19 protein-coding genes are annotated in these 21,466 nt (G+C 72.7%); 9 read left to right on the top strand and 10 right to left on the bottom strand.

The window, feature by feature from the left end; all coding sequences use genetic code 11:
* Positions 1–75 precede the first annotated feature (75 nt).
* On the top strand, positions 76–804 hold the full coding sequence (locus tag MTP10_RS08140; protein WP_310708416.1) for a glycosyltransferase family protein: 729 nt from the start codon (positions 76–78) through the stop codon (positions 802–804).
* Entirely contained in the window at positions 801–1,766 is a 966-nt protein-coding gene (locus tag MTP10_RS08135) for a hypothetical protein (protein ID WP_310708415.1), read from the top strand. Before MTP10_RS08140 ends, MTP10_RS08135 begins: the two co-directional genes overlap by 4 nt.
* 24 nt (positions 1,767–1,790) lie before the next feature.
* On the opposite strand, the gene pseI is transcribed toward MTP10_RS08135, so the two are convergent.
* Positions 1,791–2,840 (bottom strand): pseudaminic acid synthase, encoded by a 1,050-nt coding sequence (gene pseI / locus MTP10_RS08130; RefSeq protein WP_310708414.1) that lies wholly within the window; start codon positions 2,838–2,840, stop codon positions 1,791–1,793.
* Positions 2,837–3,346, bottom strand: a complete 510-nt coding sequence (locus MTP10_RS08125; RefSeq protein WP_310708413.1) for a GNAT family N-acetyltransferase — start codon at positions 3,344–3,346, stop codon at positions 2,837–2,839. The genes pseI and MTP10_RS08125 overlap by 4 nt, the downstream gene beginning before the upstream one ends.
* Positions 3,347–3,500: 154 nt before the next feature.
* Here MTP10_RS08125 and MTP10_RS08120 point away from each other — a divergent pair, with 154 nt between their 5' ends.
* The 3 genes from MTP10_RS08120 to MTP10_RS08110 are packed head-to-tail and all read left to right on the top strand — an operon-like array spanning position 3,501 to position 7,004.
* Complete coding sequence (locus MTP10_RS08120; RefSeq protein WP_310708412.1) at positions 3,501–4,949, top strand: glycosyltransferase family 2 protein; 1,449 nt, start codon at positions 3,501–3,503, stop codon at positions 4,947–4,949.
* 48 nt (positions 4,950–4,997) lie between these two features.
* Positions 4,998–5,924, top strand: a complete 927-nt coding sequence (locus MTP10_RS08115; protein ID WP_310708411.1) for a CDP-alcohol phosphatidyltransferase family protein — start codon at positions 4,998–5,000, stop codon at positions 5,922–5,924.
* A gap of 21 nt (positions 5,925–5,945) precedes the next feature.
* On the top strand, positions 5,946–7,004 hold the full coding sequence (locus tag MTP10_RS08110; protein ID WP_310708410.1) for a sulfotransferase: 1,059 nt from the start codon (positions 5,946–5,948) through the stop codon (positions 7,002–7,004).
* On the opposite strand, the gene MTP10_RS08105 is transcribed toward MTP10_RS08110, so the two are convergent.
* The 8 genes from MTP10_RS08105 to MTP10_RS08070 form a co-directional block, all read right to left on the bottom strand.
* Positions 6,994–8,058 carry a glycosyltransferase gene (locus MTP10_RS08105; protein WP_310708409.1) on the bottom strand — a complete coding sequence of 355 codons (1,065 nt, stop codon included), beginning with the start codon at positions 8,056–8,058 and terminating at the stop codon, positions 6,994–6,996. The two genes, MTP10_RS08110 and MTP10_RS08105, sit on opposite strands and share 11 nt — an antisense overlap.
* On the bottom strand, positions 8,055–10,736 hold the full coding sequence (locus tag MTP10_RS08100; RefSeq protein ID WP_310708408.1) for a CDP-glycerol glycerophosphotransferase family protein: 2,682 nt from the start codon (positions 10,734–10,736) through the stop codon (positions 8,055–8,057). Before MTP10_RS08100 ends, MTP10_RS08105 begins: the two co-directional genes overlap by 4 nt.
* 88 nt (positions 10,737–10,824) lie before the next feature.
* Positions 10,825–11,517, bottom strand: a complete 693-nt coding sequence (locus MTP10_RS08095; RefSeq protein ID WP_310708407.1) for an SRPBCC family protein — start codon at positions 11,515–11,517, stop codon at positions 10,825–10,827.
* Between the two features lie 65 nt (positions 11,518–11,582).
* Positions 11,583–12,437, bottom strand: coding sequence for a xanthine dehydrogenase family protein subunit M (locus MTP10_RS08090; protein WP_310708405.1), 855 nt, complete (start codon positions 12,435–12,437; stop codon positions 11,583–11,585).
* Positions 12,434–14,845, bottom strand: a complete 2,412-nt coding sequence (locus tag MTP10_RS08085) for a xanthine dehydrogenase family protein molybdopterin-binding subunit (protein ID WP_310708404.1) — start codon at positions 14,843–14,845, stop codon at positions 12,434–12,436. Before MTP10_RS08085 ends, MTP10_RS08090 begins: the two co-directional genes overlap by 4 nt.
* On the bottom strand, positions 14,842–15,324 hold the full coding sequence (locus MTP10_RS08080; protein ID WP_310708403.1) for a 2Fe-2S iron-sulfur cluster-binding protein: 483 nt from the start codon (positions 15,322–15,324) through the stop codon (positions 14,842–14,844). Before MTP10_RS08080 ends, MTP10_RS08085 begins: the two co-directional genes overlap by 4 nt.
* Before the next feature lie 112 nt (positions 15,325–15,436).
* Positions 15,437–15,658 carry a hypothetical protein gene (locus MTP10_RS08075; RefSeq protein WP_310708402.1) on the bottom strand — a complete coding sequence of 74 codons (222 nt, stop codon included), beginning with the start codon at positions 15,656–15,658 and terminating at the stop codon, positions 15,437–15,439.
* Entirely contained in the window at positions 15,648–17,204 is a 1,557-nt protein-coding gene (locus MTP10_RS08070) for a PspC domain-containing protein (protein WP_310708401.1), read from the bottom strand. Before MTP10_RS08070 ends, MTP10_RS08075 begins: the two co-directional genes overlap by 11 nt.
* A 112-nt stretch (positions 17,205–17,316) precedes the next feature.
* Between MTP10_RS08070 and MTP10_RS08065 the strand changes: the two genes are divergently transcribed.
* From MTP10_RS08065 to MTP10_RS08050, 4 genes are all read left to right on the top strand, one after another.
* Positions 17,317–18,525, top strand: coding sequence for a PspC domain-containing protein (locus MTP10_RS08065; protein ID WP_310708400.1), 1,209 nt, complete (start codon positions 17,317–17,319; stop codon positions 18,523–18,525).
* A 39-nt stretch (positions 18,526–18,564) separates the two neighbouring features.
* Positions 18,565–19,197: a response regulator transcription factor gene (locus tag MTP10_RS08060; protein ID WP_253768218.1), complete on the top strand. Its 633-nt coding sequence runs from the start codon at positions 18,565–18,567 to the stop codon at positions 19,195–19,197.
* Positions 19,198–19,350: 153 nt separating this feature from the next.
* Positions 19,351–20,721, top strand: a complete 1,371-nt coding sequence (locus MTP10_RS08055; RefSeq protein ID WP_310708552.1) for a glutamate--cysteine ligase — start codon at positions 19,351–19,353, stop codon at positions 20,719–20,721.
* Between the two features lie 39 nt (positions 20,722–20,760).
* Positions 20,761–21,411: a neutral zinc metallopeptidase gene (locus MTP10_RS08050; protein ID WP_310708399.1), complete on the top strand. Its 651-nt coding sequence runs from the start codon at positions 20,761–20,763 to the stop codon at positions 21,409–21,411.
* Positions 21,412–21,466 lie beyond the last annotated feature (55 nt).

Genomic DNA, 21,466 nt, shown 5'->3' with positions numbered 1-21,466 from the left:
TAGTCGCCGGAGCTGAGCCGGTAGCATAGCGCGATCGACCAGCAACGCACGGTCACACGGGGGAATGGGGCTTCAGTGCGGATTGTCGGAGTCATTCAGGCGCGGACGGGGTCCACGCGGCTGCCGGGCAAGGTCCTGCGCGACCTGGGCGGCAGGTCCGTGCTGGGCTGGGTGGTGCGGGCCGTCCGCCAGGCGGACGCGGTGGACGAGCTGGTGGTGGCCACCACGACCGAGCCCGCCGACGAGGCCGTGGTGGCCGAGTGCCTGCGGCTGGGCGTCGCCTGGCATCGGGGGCCGGTCGACGACGTGCTCACCCGGTTCCAGCAGACGCTGGAGCTGCACCCGGCCGACGCGGTGATGCGCTTCACCGCCGACTGCCCGTTGCTCGACCCCGCGATCGTCCGCGAGGCGGCGCTCGTCTACCGGGCTGTGCCGGGCCTCGACTACCTGAGCACGAGCCTGACCCGTACCCTGCCGCGCGGCCTCGACGTCGAGATCGCGAGCCGGGAGGCGCTGGCGCGGGCCGGGCGGGAGGCCGCCGCCCACCATCGCGTCCACGTCACCTCCTACCTCTACACGCATCCGGGCGCGTCGCGGCTGCTCGGCCTCGCCTACGCCCCGGCGGCTGCCGACCTGCGGGTCACCCTCGACACCGAGGACGACTGGCGGCTGATCTCGCGGGTGGTGGCCGCCCTCGGCGACCGGTGCCTGCCGTACGCGACGCTCGTGGGCTGGTTGCGGGCCCGGCCGGAGGTGCTCAGGCTCAACGCGCACGTCCAGCAGAAAGCGCTGCAGGAGGCATGACCGGCCGGGTCGGCGTCCGCTGCGACGCCGGCGCCGGCAGGGGCGTCGGCCATCTGGTGCGCTGCGTGGCGCTCGCCGAGGAGCTGCGCGGGCGCGGTGTCGAGGTCGGCTTCCTGGGCGACCTGGCCGGCTCGGCGTGGGCGCGGGCGCAGCTCCTGGCGCGCGGCCTGCCGCTCGTCCCGGCCCCGGCCGACCCCGAGCGCCTCGCGGAGCTGGTGCGCGACCTGCGCCTCGACGTGGTGGTGCTCGACTCGTACGACCTTGCTCCGGGCACGGGCGCCCGGATCAGGGCGACGGGCGCGGCCGTGCTGGCGATCGTGGACGGCGACCCGCTCGGTCAGGAGGCCGACCTCTACCTCGACCAGAACCTCGGCGCGGAGCTGCGGCCCTTCCCGCTGCTCGCCGAGCGGCTGGCCGGGGTCCGCTACGCGCTGCTGCGCGACAGCGTCCGCCGGCTGCGCCGGGCGCCCGGCCCACGCGGCGAGGTGCCCCGCGTGCTGTGCTTCTTCGGCGGCACCGACAGCGCCGGCGTGACGTCGGCCTGGGCGGGCGCGCTGAACGCCACGGGGCTGCCGTTCCACGCGACGGTGGTGAGCCCCCGGCTGTTCGCGGTGGAGGGGCCGATCACCGTCATCCCGCCCACCGACCGGCTGCCGCAGCTCATGGCCGAGGCCGACCTCGTGCTCACCGCCGCCGGCTCCACCATCTGGGAGCTGCTCTATCTCGGCGTGCCGGCGGCGCTGACCTGGGTGGCCGCCAACCAGCTCATCGGCTACGAGGCGCTGGCCGCCGGCGGCATCGCCGCCGCGCTCGGCCCCGACCCCGGACAGGCCGCCGTCGAGGTGCTGGCCCGCCTGCTCGGCGACGCGGGGCTGCGCGAGGAGTACGGCCGGCGGGGCAGCGGCCTCGTCGACGGCAAGGGCCGCGAACGCGTCGCCGACGCGCTGCTCTCTCTGCGGTGAAGGCTCAGACCAGGTCCCAAAGGGTCAGACCAGGTCCCAGGTGAGCGGTGTGCCCGCCGCGGCGTCCCGGGTGAAGCGGCGGCCCGCCACGTCGGTCATCGCCGCGGGCGGCAGCCCGCCGGCCGGCCGGATCGAGCGTACGTTGCGCCCGGTCACCTCCTCGCCCGCCCGCACGTCGGCCACCACGTGCAGCGACCGGCGGAAGCGCAGCCCCTCCCGCTCCGACGGGCTGGGGCCGATGCGGGCCTCGCCGAGCGCCTGCCAGGCCCGCTCGCTCTCCACGACCAGCGCCGCCAGCTCGGCCGGCTCCAGCGAGAACGCCGCGTCCACGCCGCCCCCCGCCGGGTCCAGCGTGACGTGCCGCTCGATCAGGCAGGCCCCCAGGGCCACCGCGGCGAGCGACGCGCCGATGCCCGGCGTGTGGTCGGAGACGCCGACGACCGCGCCGGTGAGCCCGGCCAGCAGCGGCAGCCCGCGCAGGTCGCTCTCGGCGGGCGAGGCGGGGTAGGAGGCGGTGCAGGACAGGACGGCCAGCTCGGCGCAGCCCGCGTCGCGGGCCGCCCGTACGGCGGCGTCGATCTCCCCGGCCGTGGCCATGCCCGTGGACAGGATGAGCGGCTTGCCGGTGGCGGCGGCCAGCCGGATCAGCGGCAGGTCCACCAGCTCCGAGGAGGCGATCTTGTACGCGGGGGCGCCGAGCTTCTCCAGCAGCTCGATCGCCGTGGGGTCGAACGGCGAGGAGAACGCCACCAGCCCCAGCTCCCGGGCCCTGGCGAAGATCGGCTCGTGCCACTCCCACGGCGTGTGGGCCCGCAGGTACAGGTCGTAGAGCCGCTCGCCGCCCCACAGCTCGTGGCCGCCGCCGAGGCGGAAGGCCGGGCCGTCGGCGTCGACGGTGATCGTGTCGGGCCGGTAGGTCTGGAGTTTCAGCGCGTGGGCGCCGCTCGCGGCCACCGCCTCGACGATGGCGAGGGCGCGCTCCAGGCTCCCGTCGTGGTTGCCGGACATCTCGGCGACGACGAACGGCGGCCGGTCGGGGCCGACGCGGCGGCCGGCGATCGACAGCGACGTCATGACTCGTCCCTCCGGGCGGCGCGGGTGAACTCGATCAGCACCACGTCCACGCTCTCGCCGTCGAGCAGCCGCCGGTAGCCGCCGATCTCGGTGAAGCCGAAGCGGCTGTGCAGCAGGCGTACGGGCTTGTTGGCGGCCAGCACCTCGCCCCGCAGCGTCGTCAGCCCGAGCGGGCCGAACGCGTGGCGGATCGCGGCGCGTTCGAGCCCGAACCAGGCGGCGAGCAGCTCGCCCGAGCGCTCCAGGCGGTCGAGGTCGAGGTAGAAGCCCCAGTGGGCGATCGGCGCGCCCGGCGCTAGCCCGGAGAACGTCACCACCCCGGAGGCGACCCCGCCGTGCTCGTAGACCAGCACCTGCCTGGCCGGGTCGGTCCGCACCCCGGCCCACCACCGGGCGTGCTCGTCCTCGCCGATCTCGTGGGTGGTGAAGCTGGCCGCGCGGACCTTCGGATGGTTGCGCCAGCGGCGCATGACGGGCAGATCGCCGTGGTCGACGTGTCTGAGCATCGGACCCCCTCACGCTCCGTGCCTGGTTACGTCCACACCGTAGCGGACTATGCGCCTGGTAAAGAGCTGATCAGGGTGGAGCATCGGTCACCGCCGAGAGGCCATGGCGGCGGCATGCTGCCCTCGGACCCGTCCCCCACTCAAGGAGCCCGGCATGGCGCCCCTGGTCAGCGTCGTCGTCCCGTTCTACAACGTGGAGCAGTACATCGCCGAGTGCCTGGAGTCGCTGGCGGCCCAGACGCTGGCCGACATCGAGGTCATCCTGGTGGACGACGGGTCGGTGGACGGGAGCCGGCGGATCGCCGAGGGGTTCGCCTCCCGTGACCCGCGCTTCGTCGTGGTGCGCCAGCCCAACCGGGGTCCCGGTCCGGCCCGCAACGAGGGTGTGCGCTGGGCCCGCGGTTCGTACCTGGCGTTCGCCGACAGCGACGACGTCGTGCCGCCCGGCGCGTACGAGCTGCTGGTCTCCTCGCTGGAGCGGACCGGCTCCGACCTCGCGTGCGGCGGGGTGCGGCGCATGGCGGACGGCGAGCTGTCGTCGTCGTCGCTGCACGACAAGATCTTCCGGCGGGCGGTGCGGCGCACCCACATCATGGACCGGCGGGTGCTGGTCAGGGACCGGACGGTGTGGAACAAGCTCTACCGCAAGGACTTCTGGTACGAGCATCGGCTGCGGTTCCGTCAGGGCATCTACGAGGACGTGCCGCTCAGCATGCGCGCCCACGTGCTGGCCGCCAGCGTGGACCTGCTGCCGGACGTCGTCTACCACTGGCGCAAGCGGGAGTCGGGGGAGACCTCGATCACGCAGCGGCGGGCCGAGCTGCCGAACCTCACCGACCGCCTGGAGGCCATCCGGGCCGTCCGCTCGTTCCTGCAGGAGGAGGCGCCGGAGCTGACCCGCTCCTTCGACGGCCTGGTGCTGGAGAAGGACATCGTCTTCCTGTTCCAGGCGCTGGAGCACGCGGCGGGCGACGACCTGGAGGCGCTGCTGGACCTCGCCCGGCAGTGGCTGGCGGTCCTGAACCCGGGCGTGCTGGCCACCGCGCCGTCCCTGCGGCGGCTGGAGCTGTATCTGGTGGAGCGCGGGTTGATCAGGGAGCTGCGCACCGTCCGGGAGTTCAGGAGGTCGTCCGCCGAGGCGGCCCGCATCGTCCCTCGCGGGCTGCGCCGGGCCAACTGGTACGGCGACTACCCGTACTTCCGCGACCGCTCGCTGCGGATCCCCGACGAGGTGTACGACGCCCGGGAGGAGATCAAGGTGCTGGCCAAGGTCGAGGAGTGCCGGTGGAACGGCCAGGCCTTCGCGGTGGTCGGGGAGGTGGCCCTGCACCGGGTGGAGCGCCGGCCGCGCAAGATCGAGGTGTGGCTGAGCGACGGCAGCCGCAAGGTGCCGCTGCCGTCACGCCGGCTGGGGGCCGGGCGGCTGCTCGCCGAGATCGACCCGCGGCGGCTGCGGCGCGGGGGGCCGACGTGGCGCCTGTACGCCCAGGTGGAGACGCGTGGGCTGGTGCTCGAAGGCTGCTTCCGCGACGGGGACGGCAATCGGACGTGGCGGCTGTCCGTGCCGGGATGGTCAAGAACGGGCATGGACATCACCCAGTAGTTCCAGAGTGTAGTCACTCACTCACGGCGGGTGGTCATGCTGGAATCCATGAGGACCTATTCGCTCGATGACGTCCATGCGACACGCAAGCGGAGAGACTCCTGGTGGACCGTGTACCTCGTGGACCCGCTGGCGTGCCGGACGGCTCTGCTGGTGGCCAACCGGTCGCGGATCACGCCCAACGAGCTCACCGTGCTGTCGCTGGTCATCGGCCTGGTCTCGGCCCTCTGCTTCGCCCTGGACCTGCTGGTCGCGGGCGCGGCGGCGTTCTATCTCAGCTTCATGGTCGACTGCGTGGACGGGAAGATCGCCCGGCTCAAGGGCACGGGGACGCCCTTCGGGCTCTGGCTGGACTACGTGGGCGACCGGGTGCGGGTGGTCCTCTGCGCCACCGGTCTGGCGTACGGGCAGTACGCCCTCACCGGTGACGTGCAGTTCATCGTGCTCGGCGCGGGGATCGCCGTGCTCGACCTCTTCCGGTACGTCAACGCGCCGCAGATGAAGCGGGTACGCGAGATCATCAGGGAGGCGAGGGCCGAGGCGGCCGAGCTGCGCGAGGCGGCCCGCGTCTGGAACCGGGAGCAGGCCGCGGTCGTCAGCGAGCCGGTCCTCATGGTGCCCCTCCCGAGCCTGGGAGAGGCGGACGACGGCGAGGTCGTCGACGACGACGACGCCGTGGAGCACGTCGTCACCGTGAGCCGCAGGCGTGGCCGCAACCGCACCTTCTCCAGGCGGCTCAACAGGTACCTCGCCCGCCGCCGCGTCCGCTCGCACCTGATCAGCGGCATCGAGTTCCACGCCGCGGTGTTCGTGGTCGCGCCCCTCGTCGGAGTGGCCGCGCTGGTGCCGGTGTCCGCCGTCGCCGGGGTGCTGCTGCTCGCCAACGAGATCTTCCTTGTCTACCGGATGTGGCTCTTCACGCGCAGGCACACCGTGTCCTCCCGGCAGGAGAGCCGAGAGCGCGTTCTCGTCTAAATTTTCGGGGGTTAGAACGAAATGTCCGATCGGCCCGTCTTTGTCGTCGGCTGCCCACGCTCCGGCACCACGATGCTGCAGCTTATGCTGCACTCCCACCCGCGCATGGCCGTGCCGCCCGAGACGCGGTACCTGGTGCCCGCCTACGTTCGCCGCCGCTCGTTCGGCGACATGCGCCTCGCACAGCGCCGCGCCGCCCTCGCGGAGTGGATCGCGACCGACCGCACCACGAAGTTCAAGGAACTCAAGATCGACAAGGACGAGTTCATCCGTCAGGCGATCGAGGGTCCCGGCTCGCTCGGCTCGGTCATCGGCACGACGTTCCGCATGTACGCCGAGCGGTTCGGCAAGCCGCGCTGGGGCGACAAGCGGCCCAGCTACGTCAAGCAGGTCGAGATCCTGCGCAGGCTCTTCCCCGACGCCCAGTTCATCCACCTCATCAGGGACGGCCGCGACTGCGTCTCCTCGCTGAAGGAGATGCCCTGGTACACCCTCAACTCCTTCCACGCCATCACCACCTGGGCCGAGGCCATCGACGCGGGCGTCAAGCTGCGGCGCACGCTGCCCGCCGACACCTACTACGAGCTGCGGTACGAGGACCTGACCGACGACCCCTCGACCGAGCTGAAGAAGCTCTGCCTCTTCCTGGAGGAGGACTTCGACCCGGCGATGGTCTCGCCGCGCGAGGCGGCCAGCGTGGCCGTACCCGTCCACAAGGTCTGGCACAGCAACACCCACGGCGACGTGACCCGCTCGCGCGTGGGCAGCTGGGCCAACCGGCTGGAGGACTGGGAGATCTCGCTCGCCGAGCAGGTCCTCGGGGATCGGCTGATGGCCAACGGGTACGAGCTCAGCGGCGCGCCCGCGCCCTCGAAGGAGCACTTGGCGACCCTCCAGCGCACCATGCAGAAGCGCCGCGCCGCCCGTACGCGCAAGCGCCTGCGCGACCGCTTCCAGCGGCTGCGCGAGCCGGGACCGGTCGCGGCCCTGCTCACCTCGCGCCAGCGGGAGCTGGCCGGTCTGCCGCCGCAACAGGCCACCGGATCCTCGGAGAAGGCCCGCGCCGACGTCAGCGGGTGACGTGGGCGAAGAGGGTCTCCCACGCGTCCAGCACACGGTCGAGGCGGAACGCCTCAGCCCCGGCGCGGGCGGCGGCGCCGAGCCGCCGCCGCTCACGGGAGGAGCCGGTGAGCCGGCCGAGCTCCAGCGCGAACGCGCGGGTGTCGCCGGGCGGGACGAGCACCGGGCCCGCCGCCCGGACCCCGCCCGACACGTCGAACGCCACCGCGGGCACCCCGTGGGCCGCGGCCTCCAGCAGCGCCAGCGGCAGCCCCTCGTGCTCGCTGGTCACCGCCACCAGCGAGGCCGCCAGGTACTCCGCCGGCATCAGCTCGGCGGGCACCCGCCCCCTGAACACCACCCGGTCCGCCGCCCCCTCGCGGGCCGCGTGCGCGCGCAGCCGGTCCAGCTCGGAGCCGTCGCCCACAAGGTGCAGCTCCCACGGCCGCGGCGCGCCGGAGGCGGCGAACGCGCTGATCAGCCGGTCGAACCGCTTGACCCCTTCCAGCCGCCCCACGCCCAGCACCCGGGGCGCCTCCAGCGGGGAGACCTCCTCGGGCCAGGCGGGCAACGGGTTCGGCAGCGACCACGCGTTGGGCAGCAGCGCGTTCTCGGAGAAGCGCCAGGCGTCGTCCTCGCTGAGGAAGACCGCCTGGTCCAGCTCCGGGTAGTGCCTGCGGATGGAGCTCAGGTGCCAGCAGCCGCCGGCGTGCTCGTACGAGCCGTGGTACTGGCCGATGGAGCGGAGCGACGCGGGCAGCAGCGGCGCCAGCCGGGCCACCACGCTCGGCGAGGTCAGCACCGCGAACCCGGGTGAGGCGGCCCGCAGCAGCCGGGCCAGGCGGCGGTCGGCGCGCGCCCGCGCCGTCCGGCCCGCCCGGCCGGCCGGGGCGCGGCCGACCACGTGCCGCCGGTAGCGCGGCTCGGCCACGTACCGGAACGGCGCGGCGGAGCGGTGCAGCCCGACCACCCGGACCGCGTGGCCGCGCTCGGCCAGGCCCTGCGCGAGGGTGTGCGTGACCCGCTGGATCCCGCCCAGCGTGTCGGCGTCCAGGCACGCGAAGACGACGTTCACGCCGCCCTCTTCCCTTTCACGTGCTTCCCTTCCACGTGCTTCCCTTCCATGGGGGAGTCGCCGAAGAAGGCCGTCACGACCCGCGCCGAGGCGTCGCCGCGCTCCTCGGCGCACCACAGGGCGCGGAAGGCCGCGTACCGGCGCGCGTAGGAGGCGTGGACGGCGGGCAGGTCGCGCAGCCGGTCGATGAGCTCCCCGGTCGTCCGCACGCACGGGCCCGGGGCGATCGCCGGCAGGTCGTGGTAGACGCCGCGCTCACGCAGCCGGTAGTCGTCCCAGTCGTCGATGAGGAACAGCATCGGCCTGCCGGTGATCGCGTAGTCGCACATCACCGAGGAGTAGTCCGTCAGCAGCGCGTCGGAGGCCAGCATCAGGTCGTTGACCTCGGGGTACGTCCCGGCCGGCCGGACGAAGTGCCGCAGGTGCCCGGGCACCGTGTACCGCTCGACCGGGTGGGTGCGCAGCACCACGACCCACTCGCCGGCCAGCTCCTCGGCCATCAGCTCCAGGTCGGCCCGGACCGACGCGCCTTCGCCCTTGGCGCTGTCGCGGTAGGTGGGCGCGTACAGCAGGATTTTGCGATCCGGCGGGATCTCCAGCCGGGCGCGGACGTCGGTCCCGGACACCCCGTGGACCAGCGCGTCGCAGCGCGGCGTGCCGTACCTGAGGATGGGGCCGGTGTAGCCGTTGGCGCCGGCGAACAGCCGCGAGAACTCCTCGCTGGGCGAGACGAGCGCGTCCCAGCGGGCGACGGCGGCGCGCCACACCTCGCGCGGCCGGTCGAAGTCGGCGCGCAGGTCGGGCGCGTCGAAGCCGATCGACTTGATGCCCTGGCCGTGCCAGGTCTGCAGGTAACGGGTGCCGCGCGGCTTCGGGTAGTCGAGGGGGAAGCCGTGGCTGTCCACCCAGATCCCGGCGCGGGCCAGCGTCCAGACGTAGCGCCAGCTCCCGCGGCGCACCGAGCGGGCCCCGGCGGGTACGTCGCCACGGCCCCGGGCCACCGACCACACGGTCTCGACGGGCAGGCCGCGCCGCCTCATCTCGTCGTGGACGGCGCGCGGGCTGCCGGTGCAGCCCTTGCCGACGTCCGACTCGAACAGCGCGAGGTCCCGGCGCGGGCGCAGGACGCTGATCAGCACACGGTACGCGAGCAGCTTGTGGCGCGGCCGGCCGGCGATCCTGATCGCTCTGCGGGCGAGCCGGCGCGGCAGCGAGCGAAGGCTCGGACGCTCGCGGACCCGCAGGTACGCCGCGTGGCCGGACGGTTCGAGCCGTACCCGGGGCAGCTCGACGGGCTCCGCGCCGGGGTGGAGCATGAGCCGGTCGGAGGTGGTGTGGCCGGTCGCGACGCTGGTGAAGGCGATCCTCGGCTCGCAGCCCCGCCGCACCGTGAAGGCCACCTCGGTGGTGTAGCCGCCTTCGCCGGACGGCAGCGGCCGGATGGGGACGCTCTCGCCGCCGAGCCGCGGGCGCGCCCGCCACTCCGGCGGCAGCGCGCCGAACGGGTCGTACGTGCGCACGGTCATGCGGACCCGCTCGCCGTCGGCGGACAGCTCCGTCACCTCGTGCCGCAGCCGGCTGGCGCTGAAGGGCAGCTCGGCCAGCCGCAGCGAGGTGATGTCCATGCCGGGGGAGACCGTGGTGCCCCAGTACGTGCGCCCGCCGGCCCGGACCGCGGCGCGCGGCGGGGCGTGGTCGCCGGTCAGCGAGGCGGCGGCCACCAGCAGGTCGTCGATCCGGTCCGTCAGGATCAGCTGGCAGCACACCCGCATCATGGGGTCGAGCCGGTCGACCGCCTCGGCCGGAATCCGCTCCAGGTACGGCCGGACGAGCGCGGCGAACTCCTTGGCCCACACCCGGTCGCGCCGGGGCAGCGGGTTGAGGTAGACACGCAGGTCCTGGCGCAGGAACCGCTCCTGCCGGTCCGGCACCAGATCGTCCACGCCGTATCGGCGCAGCACGTCGTCGCTGCGCCAGGCGGCGACGAGCCGGTGGCGCACGTTCTCCATCGCCTCGATGCGGAGCGAGATGGAGGACCCGCCGCGCGCCCGGTGCCACAGGTAGACGGGCCACGGGACGACGGCGAAGCGGCGGGAGACGGCGTACGCCTCGGTGGCGAAGACGTGGTCCTCGTAGTGGATGTCCTCGGGGAAGCGCAGCCGGTGCTCATCCAGGAACGACATCCGGTAGAGCTTGTTGGTGGTGAACGAGTCGAGGAAGAGCCGGGGCTCCTTGCGGATGCCCTCCACGACCCTCCGCCGGGCGAACAGCTCGGGGTAGTAGGGCTCCGACCGGCCGTTCCACTCGTACAGGCGGGAGATCTGGCCGGAGACGAAGTCCGCGCCGGTGCGCTCGATCTCGGTGAGCAGGCTCTTGCAGGCGTGCCGGGGCAGCTCGTCGTCGCTGTCGAGGAACATGACGTACGGCGAGGCCGCGGCGTCGAGCCCGTCGTTGCGGGGCGCGCCGCAGCCGCCGCTGTTCAGCCCCCGGCGCAGGTGGCGCACGCGGGAGTCGGCCCGTACGAGGTCCGCGGCCACGTCAGGGGTGGCGTCCGTGCTCGCGTCGTCCACGATGATCACTTCGAGGTCGCGCAGCGTCTGGCCGAGGACCGATCGCACGGCCCTGGGCAGGCGGGCCGCGTCGTTGTAGGTGATCACGACGACCGTGCAGTCCGGCATGCCGGCTCCCCCCGCGAGTGCGTCACGTGGGGAGGGGATTCCCGAACTTCAGTGCACCTTGTCCCGTTTTAGGGTGATTTTGCGGTATCTATCGCATTAGCCGCCTGATCAGCCAGGCCGCGAACGCCAGCGCCAGCAGGACGCCCGCGACGGGCGCGAGCCGCTTCAGCAGCGGGGCGCCGGCGAGCTCCAGCAGGTCCAGGGCCTCCTCGGCCGGCGGCTTCTCGCCCACCGCCTCCTCGGCCGGCGCCTGCGGGGCCGGCGCCTGCGGGGCCGGCGCCTGCGCGGCCGGTGCCTGCGGGGCCGGTGCGGCGGGCGGCTCGTGGGAGGGCTCGGCCAGCAGGTCGGCCAGGTTGCCCGCGAACCGGTCGATCAGCCGCCCGCCCACCTCCGTCATGACCCCGCGCCCGAACTGCGCGGGCCGCCCGGTCACGTGGAACGACGTCTCCACCGCCACGGCCGTCGTGCCGGCCGCGGCCGCGGTCAGCCGGGCCCGCACGGTGGCCGAGGCCGTGCCGGGCCCGCGCGCTTCCTTGCCCGACGCCTGCATCGTCAGCGTGTGGGAGTCCTTGTCCACGTCCTCGAACCGGGCCGAGCCGCGGTAGGTCACGGTGATGGGCCCCACCTTGACCTTCATCCTGCCGGTGAACTCGTCACCCTCGACCGCGTCGAGCGACGCCCCGGGAAGGCACGGCGCCACGCGCTCGACGTCGAGCAGCACCGCCCACGCCTGCTCGACCGGGACCGGGACGGTGAACTCGTGCTCGAACCGCATCGCCATCGGATCGCTCCTCACCATCGACACTACGTCCGAGAGGGGCGCCCCGGAAGGGACGCCCGCCCGCGTCAGGGCACCCCGGCGGCCTTGCCGACCGCGCGGTAGGTCAGCACCTTGGCCAGGTGCCTGCGGTAGTCCGGCTGCGCGTGCAGGTCGGCCGGAGGCGAGGTGCCCTCCGCCGCCGCCTCGCACGCCGCCCGTACCCGGTCGCCGAGCTCCACGCCCCGCAGCGCCTCCTCGGCCGCGTGCGCCCGGACCGGCGTCGAGCCCATGTTCGTCAGGCCGATCCGGGCCTCCTGGATCGCCCCGTCGGAGCGTTTGACGGCCGCGGCCACGCCGACGATCGCCCACGCCTGCGCGGTCCGGTGGAACTTCTCGTAGTGGTAGCCCCAGCCCTCGCCGAGCTTCGGGATCCGCAGCCCGGCCAGGATCTCGCCCGGACGCAGCGACGACTCCAGGTAGTCCACGAAGAACTCCGCGGCCGGGATGTCCCGCTCGCCCCCCTCCGACCGGGCCACGAACACCCCGTCCAGCGCCAGCACCACGGCCGGCAGGTCACCGGCCGGGTCGCAGTGCGCCAGCGAGCCGCCGAAGGTGCCGCGGTGCCGCACGGCGGGGTCGGCCACCGTCGCGGTGGCCATCGCCACCAGCGGGCAGGCCGCGCCCACCACGGGCGAGCGCATCACCTCGTCGTGCGTGGTCATCGCGCCGATGTGGACGTGGTCGCCGCGGTCCTCGACGCCCGACAGCTCGGGCAACCGGCCGACGTCGACCAGCGTCGTCGGGTACGACAGCCGCAACCGCAGCAGCGGCAGCAGCGACTGCCCGCCCGCCAGCACCTTGGCGTCCTCGTCGGCGGCGAGCGCCCGGCACGCCTCCTCCAGCGAGCCGGCGCGCACGTAGTCGAACTGCGCAGGGATCATGACCGTGCTCCTTCCCGGGACCCCCGCACCGCCCGCCAGACGCGCTCCGGCGTGCAGGGCATCCGTACGTCGTCGATCCCGCGCGGGCGCAGCGCGTCCACGACCGCGTTGACCACGGCCGGCGTGGAGGCGATGGTGCCGGCCTCGCCCACGCCCTTGACGCCGAGCGGGTTGCCCGTGGCGGGCGTCTCGGTGCGGTCCGTCGTGAAGGACGGCAGGTCGGCGGCCGACGGCAGCAGATAGTCGGCCATGGTCGTGGTCAGCAGGTTGCCCTCCACGTCGTACACCGCCTCCTCGAACAGCGCCTGCGCGACGCCCTGCGCGATGCCGCCGTGGATCTGGCCCTCGACGATCAGCGGGTTGACGACCTTGCCGACGTCGTCCACCGCCACGTATGACCGGATCTTCACCATGCCGGTCTCGGTGTCCACCTCGACCGCGCACAGGTGGGTGCCGTGCGGGAAGGAGTAGTTGTCCGGGTCGAACGTCGCGTCGGAGTCGAGCCGCGCCTCCACGCCCTCAGGCAGGTCGTGCGCCGTGAACGCGGCGAACGCCAGCTCCTGGATGGTTCGGCTCGCCCCGGTGCCCCGCACCCTGAACGCCCCGGCCTCGAACTCCAGATCGTCCGGCGAGCACTCCAGCAGGTGCGCGGCCAGCCGGCGGGCCTTGTCCTTGACCTTCTCGCACGCCCGGAGCACCGCCATGCCGCCGACGACCAGCGAGCGCGAGCCGTAGGTGTCCATGCCCTTGTGCGCGACGGCCGTGTCGCCGTGCAGCACCGTGATGTCCTCGAACGGCACGCCGAGCGCGTCGGCCACGATCTGGCTCCACGACGTCACGTGCCCCTGCCCGTGCGGCGAGGTGCCGGTGACGACCTCCACCTTGCCGGTGGGCAGCATGCGCACCGAGCCGTGCTCCCAGCCGCCGGCGCCGTAGTTGGCCATGCCGAGCATGCGCGACGGCGCCAGGCCGCACATCTCGGTGTAGGTGCTGACGCCGATGCCGAGCTGCACCGGGTCGCCCCTGTCGCGCCGGTCCGCCTGCTCGGCCCGCAGCTTGTCGTAGCCGAACAGCGCCATCGCCCGCTCCGTGGCCGCCTCGTAGTTGCCCGAGTCGTAGGTCAGCCCGGAGACCGTGGTGTACGGGAACTCGTCGTGCCTGATCCAGTTGCGCCGCCGCGCCTCCAGCGGGTCGATGCCCAGCTCGGCGGCCAGCTCGTCCATGACGCGCTCGATGGCGTACGTGGCCTCCGGACGGCCCGCGCCCCGGTAGGCGTCGGTCGGCATCTTCGTGGTGAAGACGCCCGTGCAGGTGAACTCGTAGGCGTCCATCTTGTAGATCCCGTTGAACATCGACGCGCCCAGCATCGGCACCCCTGGGGTGACCAGCATGAGGTAGGCGCCCATGTCGGCCAGCAGCTCCACCCGGAGCCCCCTGATGCGACCGTCGGCCTCGGCCGCCAGCCGGATGTGCTGGATCTGGTCGCGGCCGTGGTGGACGGTCAGGTTGCCCTCGGAGCGCGACTCGCTCCACTTGACCGGCCGGCCGAGCCGGCGCGTCAGCAGCAGGCACAGCACCTCCTCGGCGGTGACCTGGAGCTTCGAGCCGAACCCGCCGCCCACGTCCGGCGCGATGACCCGCAGCCGGTGCTCGGGGATGCCGGTCGTGACCGCCAGCATGACCCGCAGCACATGCGGGATCTGCGTGGACGACCAGAGCGTGAACGTGTCGCCGTCGGTGCTCGCGAGCACCGCGCGGGGCTCCATCGCGCTCGGGATCAGCCGCTGCTGGACGTACGTCCGGTCGATGACCACCGGGGCGTCCCGGAACGCGGCCTCCACGTCACCCGAGGTGATCCTGGCACTGAACGCCTTGTTGCCGCCCTCGTGCACCTTCGGGCTGTCCGGGGTAAGCGCGTCGCGCATGTCCGTGACGGCAGGCAGCGGCTCGTAGTCGATCTCGATCGCCTCCAGCGCGTCCGCCGCCCGGTAGCGGTCGACGGCCACCACGCAGGCGACGGCCTCGCCGGCGTACCTCACCTCCGACACCGCCATCGGCGGGTGGTCGGGGATCACGATGTCCTCGCTCACCGGCCACGCGCACGGCAGGCTGCCCTGCTCGGCCGCGAAGTCCTCGCCGCTGAAGGCGGCCAGCACCCCGGGGAGCCCGCGCGCGCCCGACACGTCCACCCGGGTGATCCTGGCGTGCGCCATCGGGCTGCGCAGGAACATGACCTGCACCATCCCCGGCTGCTGGAGGTTGTCGGTCCACCGGGTGTGCCCGGTGAGCAGCCGGGCGTCCTCCTTGCGCCGCCGGGCCCGGCCGACCTCCCTGCCGCCGACCGGCTCCGAGATCTGCCCGCTCTCCGCGATCTGCTCGCCGACCAGGCCGGGGTCCAGCTCGGTCATGGCGTCCTCACCGCCTGCCCCATCTCCTGGGCGCCCCGCCGCACCGCGCGCACGATGGTGCAGTAGCCGGTGCACCGGCACAGGTTGCCCTCCAGGCCGTGCCTGATGGTCTCCTCCGAGGGGTCGGGATCGTCCCTGAGGAGGTCGATCGCGGCCATGACCATGCCCGGCGTGCAGTAGCCGCACTGCAGCGCGTGCTCCTCGTGGAAGGCCCGCTGCATCGGGTGCATGGACCCGGCCGAGCCGAGTCCCTCGATCGTGACGACGTCGCAGCCGTCGGCCTGGACGGCGAGCACGGAGCAGCTCTTGACGCTCCTGCCGTCCAGCGTCACGGTGCAGGCGCCGCAGTTGCTGGTGTCACAGCCGATGGGGGTGCCGGTCTTACCCAGCCGCTCTCGCAGGAGGTGGACGAGGAGGAGCCGTGGCTCCACGTCCTCCTCGTACCTGACCCCATCGACGGTGATGGTGATGCGGGGCATACGTCCTCCCTCGAAGCAGGGGGGAATAAGTGGATAGTTGCCAAATTACGCCGAGGTTTTTCCCGGTCAAGGGTTCTGTACCCCGCACCACCCGTACGCCCCAGGCGATCGCTCAGCGGCCCCGCACCACTCGGGCGACCACCGCGACCAGGCCCGAGAAGCCCAGCCCCACCACGACCAGCCCCACCAGCGCCAGCGGATCCTTCAGCGAGCCCGTCAGCACCAGCACGCCGAGCGCCACGAACAGCATGCCGCTGAGCAGCGCCATCCAGTCCGTACGGTGGGTCCGGCGGGCGGGCTCCATCTCCTCGCCCGGCTCACGCTCACGCGGCACGGCGCACCTCCATGTCCCCGACGCCGCCCCGCAGGTTCAGCACGATGGTGGACACCGCGTCCTTGGGGGTCGTGTCCGGCTCCAGCACCTTGTCGAAGCGGATGTCCATGCCGCCTCTGATCGACTGGTCGATCTGGATGTCGCCCACCTTGTTGCTCGCGTGCACCTCCACGCGTGCCTCCGGCGGCACGATCACGGTGAGCTCGCCGATGGAGACCCTCGCGTTCAGGGTCACGCTCGTGCCGGGCGTCATCTTCAGCTCCGACAGGTCCAGCCTGCCGTCGCCCAGCCCCACCTCGTACCCGTGGCTCGTCTCCGCGACCGTGAGAGGCGTCCACACGAAGTCGCCGACGTTGCGTGGCACGCCGCCCATCATCAGGCCGAACGCCAGCAGGACGGCCACGCCCGTGCCCACGGCGACCAGCCCGGCGCCGCGGCCCCACCAGGCAGCGACCAGCAGGCCGGCGCCGATCGTGACGAGCACGGCGCCGCCGACGAGGGCGGGGCTCACTGCCGTGCCCGAGCGGGCTTGGACGGCCACGGTGATCCCTCCAATGACGAAGGCCAGCAGCAAGGTGATGGGGCCGATGAACGACGGGGGCCGCCGCGGCCTGGGGGGCCGCCGCACGGGCCGGCCGTACAGGACGGGGTCGTAGGGGGAGTAGCCGGCGCGCCTGCGCGGGTCCAGCGGCTGGTACGGCCGGTCGCTCGGGTACGGGGGGCGTGGCTCGTAGGCGCCCTCGGGCCGGCGCGGGCCCGTCGCCTGGTGCGGGCCGCGCGGGGCGAAGGGTCCGCTCGGCGGCTGGTACGGGCCGCGGGGCGCGAACGGCTCACCTGACGGCGAAGGACTCGTGCCGCCCGTGAGACCTTGGTCGGCGTGGGCCGCCGCCGTCTCGGGGGGCGCCGTCTCCTGATGGGCCGCGGCCTCCGCCGGCTCCGGTTGCGGCGCGGGCGTCTCCCGGGTGTACGCGCGTGCCGCTCCCTGGGCGTACGTACGGGGAACGCCCTGCGCGGGCGGCCCCGTGGGGAACGGGCGGGCGGCGGGCGGGGCCGGCGGGTAGACCGGCGGCGGCGGGTAGGCGCCCGGCGTCGGACGGCGCTTGAGACGTTCCGGCATCGAGCGGAGCAGCCCGAGCAGGTCCACGCCCCTGGAGTGCGCCGCGAGGAGCGAGATCGCCAGCAGCAGCCCCACCACCAGCGTGCCGGTGTCGAGCCAGACCGTCGTCAGGTTGATCGCCAGGCCGAACCCGAGCACCGCCGTCAGCAGCGCCATCACGGTGTCGGCGTCGAAGTCACGGCGGGTCCACTGCTCGATGTAGCCGGGCCGGCCGTTCGGCTCCTTCATGAGCAGGAACGCCGCGATGTAGACGAACATGCCGATGCCCGAGCCGAACAGCAGCACCACGAAGGCCACGCGGAACACCACGGGGTCGATCCCCGTCTGCCGTCCCAGTCCGGCGCAGATGCCCAGCAGGAAGCGTCCCTCGGAGCTGCGGCGCAGCTCGCGGGGAGGCGCGGCGGGTGCCTTCGGCGGTGCCTCTGTCATGACACCATCGTGGCCCGGCGCGTGGCGCGCCGCATCCGGGACACCCCTGACGGGACCCGGGGGTCGTTCCCTGATGCCTCTTTCGCCCGCTCCGTGTGACGATGACGGTGTTATGGCTGACCAGAAGACTCTTGCCGAGCCCGGTGGCGATGCGCCCTACCGCCGGATGACGCGGCCCATGGAGGGCCGCCTCCTCGGAGGTGTGGCGCAGGGGCTCGCCGCGCAGCTGAAGCTGGATCCGGTCGTGATCCGGCTGACGTTCGTGCTGCTGACCGTGGTGGGCGGGGTCGGCGGAGTGGCCTACGCGGTGCTCTGGATGATCGCGCCGCGCGAGCCGTACGAGGGACCGCCGCCGGCCCGCGACTGGAGCCAGCTCGCCGCGTTCAGCGCGATCGGTGTGGCGCTGCTCGCGTTCGGCTGGCTGAGCGGCGCGTCCAAGGGCGGCATCGGCATGCTGCCGTTCGCGGTGGGCGGCATCGGCGCGCTCATCCTGTGGCAGCAGGCGGACCCGGAGCGGCGCAAGGGCTGGGTGAGCGGGGCCACCAAGAGCATTCGCGCCAACCGGGTGCGGACGCTGCTCGGCGTGGCGCTCGTGGTCGTCGGCGCGGTGGGCTTCCTGGCCGTCGAGGGCAGGCTGGCCGAGGCGCGGCCGGGGCTGCTGTTCACCGGGGTCGTGGTCGGCGGGCTCGCCGTGATCGCCGCGCCGTGGCTCGCGGGCCTGTGGAAGGAGCTCCAGCTCGAACGGCGTGAGCGCATCCGCCAGGAGGAGCGGGCCGAGGTGGCCGCGATGGTCCACGACTCGGTGCTGCACACGCTGACGCTGATCCAGCGGGTCGCGCACGACCAGCGCGAGGTGGTGCGCCTGGCCCGATCGCAGGAGCGCGACCTGCGCAACTGGCTGTACCAGCCGGCGCAGGACGCGGACGCCACGCTGGCCGCGGCCGTCCGCCGGATCGCCGCCGAGGAGGAGGACGCGCACGGCGTGGCCATCGAGGTCGTCTGCGTCGGCGACATGGAGCTCGACGCGGGCGGCAGGCTCGCCGCCATGCTGAAGGCGTCGCGGCAGGCGATGGTCAACGCGGCCAAGTACTCCGGAAGCTCTACCATCTCGGTGTACGCCGAAGTCGAGGGTGACGAGGCCACGATTTTCGTGAAGGATCGCGGTAAGGGGTTCGATCTGGACGCGATCCCCCTCGACAGGATGGGCATCAGGGAGTCCATCATCGGGAGGATGGAGCGCCATGGCGGGTCCGCCAGGGTGCGCACCGAGCCCGATGAGGGGACGGAAGTGATGCTGACGATGAAGGTCGCGAAGGACTGAAGCTGGTTGGCTCGCGAGGAAATGACTGAGGGTAGGCGGATGACGCGCGTACTGATCGTGGACGACCACCGGCTGTTCCGGTCGGGGGTGCGGGCCGAGCTGGGCGACTCGATCCAGGTGGTCGGCGAGGCTGAGGACGTCGAGACGGCGGTGAAGGCCATCGCCGAGCTCCAGCCCGACGTGGTCCTGCTCGACGTGCACATGCCGGGCGGCGGCGGGCAGGAGGTGCTGCGCCGGGTGCTCGGTTCGGGCTCGCAGGTGCGCTTCCTCGCGCTGTCGGTGTCGGACGCGGCCGAGGACGTGATCGGCGTGATCCGGGGCGGCGCGCGCGGCTACGTCACCAAGAACATCAGCGGCCGGGAGCTGACCGACGCGATCCGCCGGGTGGCCGACGGCGACGCGGTGTTCTCGCCGCGGCTGGCGGGGTTCGTGCTGGACGCGTTCGCCTCGTCGGAGGCGCCGTCGATCGACCCGGAGCTCGACTCGCTGACGCAGCGGGAGCGCGAGGTGCTGCGGCTGATCGCGCGCGGTTACGCGTACAAGGAGATCGCGAAGGAGCTGTTCATCTCGGTGAAGACGGTCGAGACGCACGTGTCGTCGGTGCTGCGCAAGCTGCAGCTGTCCAACCGGCACGAGCTGTCCCGCTGGGCCACCGCGCGCCGCCTCGTTTGATTCCTCTCTTAAGTCCGGGATTTCTGGCCTAAAAGGGCAGCGTTGGGGAAATTTCGGTATATGGGGAGGGATGTGCCGGTCGTCGTTTTCAGTCGGAACGACAGGCGGCAATATCGCGAAAAGGTACGACGATGCCTTGATGTCTTGGCCCAGATGCTCGGCGACTCCCGTTTCGAGGACCAGCGGCCACTGGCCGGCCTGGAGATCGAGCTCAATCTCGTCGACGCGGACGGCGAGCCCGCCATGTGCAACGCCGCCGTGCTCAAAGCCATCCAGCGGCCCGACTGGGCCACCGAGCTGGGCCAGTTCAACATCGAGATCAACATCGAGCCCCAGGACCTGGCCGGCGACGGCGCGGCCAGGCTGGAGGACGACGTCCGCGCCCGCCTCAACCACGCCGAGGAGCGCGCCGGCTCGCAGGGCGGCCACCTCGTCCTGATCGGCATCCTGCCCACGCTGCGCGAGCGGGACATCGGCGAGGGCACGCTGTCGGCCAACCCCCGCTACCGGCTGCTCAACGAGCAGATCTTCGCCGCCCGGGGCGAGGACCTGCACCTGTTCATCCAGGGCGTCGAGACCCTGGACACGCACGCCGACAGCATCACGCCCGAGGCCGCCTGCACCAGCGTGCAGCTCCACCTCCAGGTCGGCCCCGAGGCGTTCGCCGCCCACTGGAACGCCGCCCAGGCCATCGCCGGGGCACAGGTCGCGGTCGCCGCCAACTCGCCGTACCTGTTCGGCAAGGAGCTGCACCGCGAGACCAGGATCACCCTGTTCGAGCAGGCGACGGACACGCGGCCGGCCGAGCTGAAGACACAGGGCGTACGCCCGCGCGTGTGGTTCGGCGAGCGGTGGATCACCAGCGTCTTCGACCTGTTCGAGGAGAACGTCCGATACTTTCCGGCGCTGCTGCCGCTGTGCGAGCCGGAGGAGCCCAAGGACGTGCTGGCGCAGGGCCGCGTCCCCGAGCTGCCCGAGCTGACCCTGCACAACGGCACCATCTACCGCTGGAACCGGCCGGTGTACGCGGTGGTCGACGGCCGTCCGCACCTGCGGGTCGAGAACCGCGTGCTGCCCGCCGGCCCGTCCGTGGCCGACATCGCCGCCAACGCCGCGTTCTACTACGGCCTCATGCGCGTCCTGCCGTACATCGAGCGGCCCGTCTGGAGCCGGATGTCCTTCGCCGCCGCCGAGGAGAACCTCAACGCCGCCGCCCGGAGCGGCCTGGACGCCCGCCTGTACTGGCCGGGACTGGGCGAGGTGTCCGCGAGTGAGCTGATCCTGCGCCGCCTGCTCCCGATGGCGTACGAGGGGCTCGCCGCGTGGGGCGTGGACACGGCCGTCGCCGACCGGATGCTCGGGATCATCGAGGCGCGCTGCCTGACCGGGCGCACCGGGGCGAGCTGGCAGGTGGACAAGGTCAGCGCGCTGGGCGGCGACAGGCACGAGGCGCTGCGGCGTATGACGCTGGAGTACGCCCAGCACATGCACGCGAACGAACCCGTGCACACGTGGGAAGTCTGACCGCGAATGAACCCGTGCGCGCGTGGGAAGTGTGACCGCGTGACACGCCCCCTCGCGCTGGCCCTCGCGCTCCTGCTGTCCTGCGGACTGGTCTCCGCGTGCGGGCTGACGACCGCCCCGTCGCGGAACGTCCAGGGCGACGACAGCTTCGAGAGCGACGTGCGGGCGGCCCGGTCCCTGACGGAGTCGTTCTGGCAGCAGCGGTTCGCCGCCGCCGGCCGCACCTACCAGCCCATCACCCGCTTCATCCCGTACTCGGGGCGGTCCGGGCCGAGCTGCGCCGGGGAGCCCGCCGTGCCGCAGAACGCCTTCTACTGCCCGGACGGCCACTTCATCGCCTACGACCGGGACTGGCTGGAGGGACTCTGGAACAACATGGGCGACGGGTCGGTGTACCTGATCATCCCGCACGAGTTCGGGCACGCGGTGCAGGCCCAGCTCCAGTCCAGTTTCCGGCTCAACATCCAGGCGGAGCTGCAGGCCGACTGCTACGCGGGCGGCACCCTGTCGGGCCTGGTCTCCTCGGGCGCGCTGCGGGCGGAGCCGGGCGACGAGGACGAGCTGCTGCTCAACCTGGAGGCGGCGGGTGACCCGACCGACGACTGGCTCGACCCGGCCGCCCACGGCACGGCCGCGCAACGCCAGCGCTCCTTCGCGACGGGGTACAACGGGGGCGTCGACGCCTGCTGAGGATGTAGGCGAAGGTCAACCCACAGGATGATGCGATCGATCATGTACCCGGCAT

Origin of the sequence: Nonomuraea sp. 3-1Str, assembly GCF_031570565.1 — a bacterium.
Lineage (GTDB): Bacteria > Actinomycetota > Actinomycetes > Streptosporangiales > Streptosporangiaceae > Nonomuraea.
Note: the sequence above shows the minus strand (reverse complement) of the source record. Positions and strands in the feature narration are given on the sequence as shown.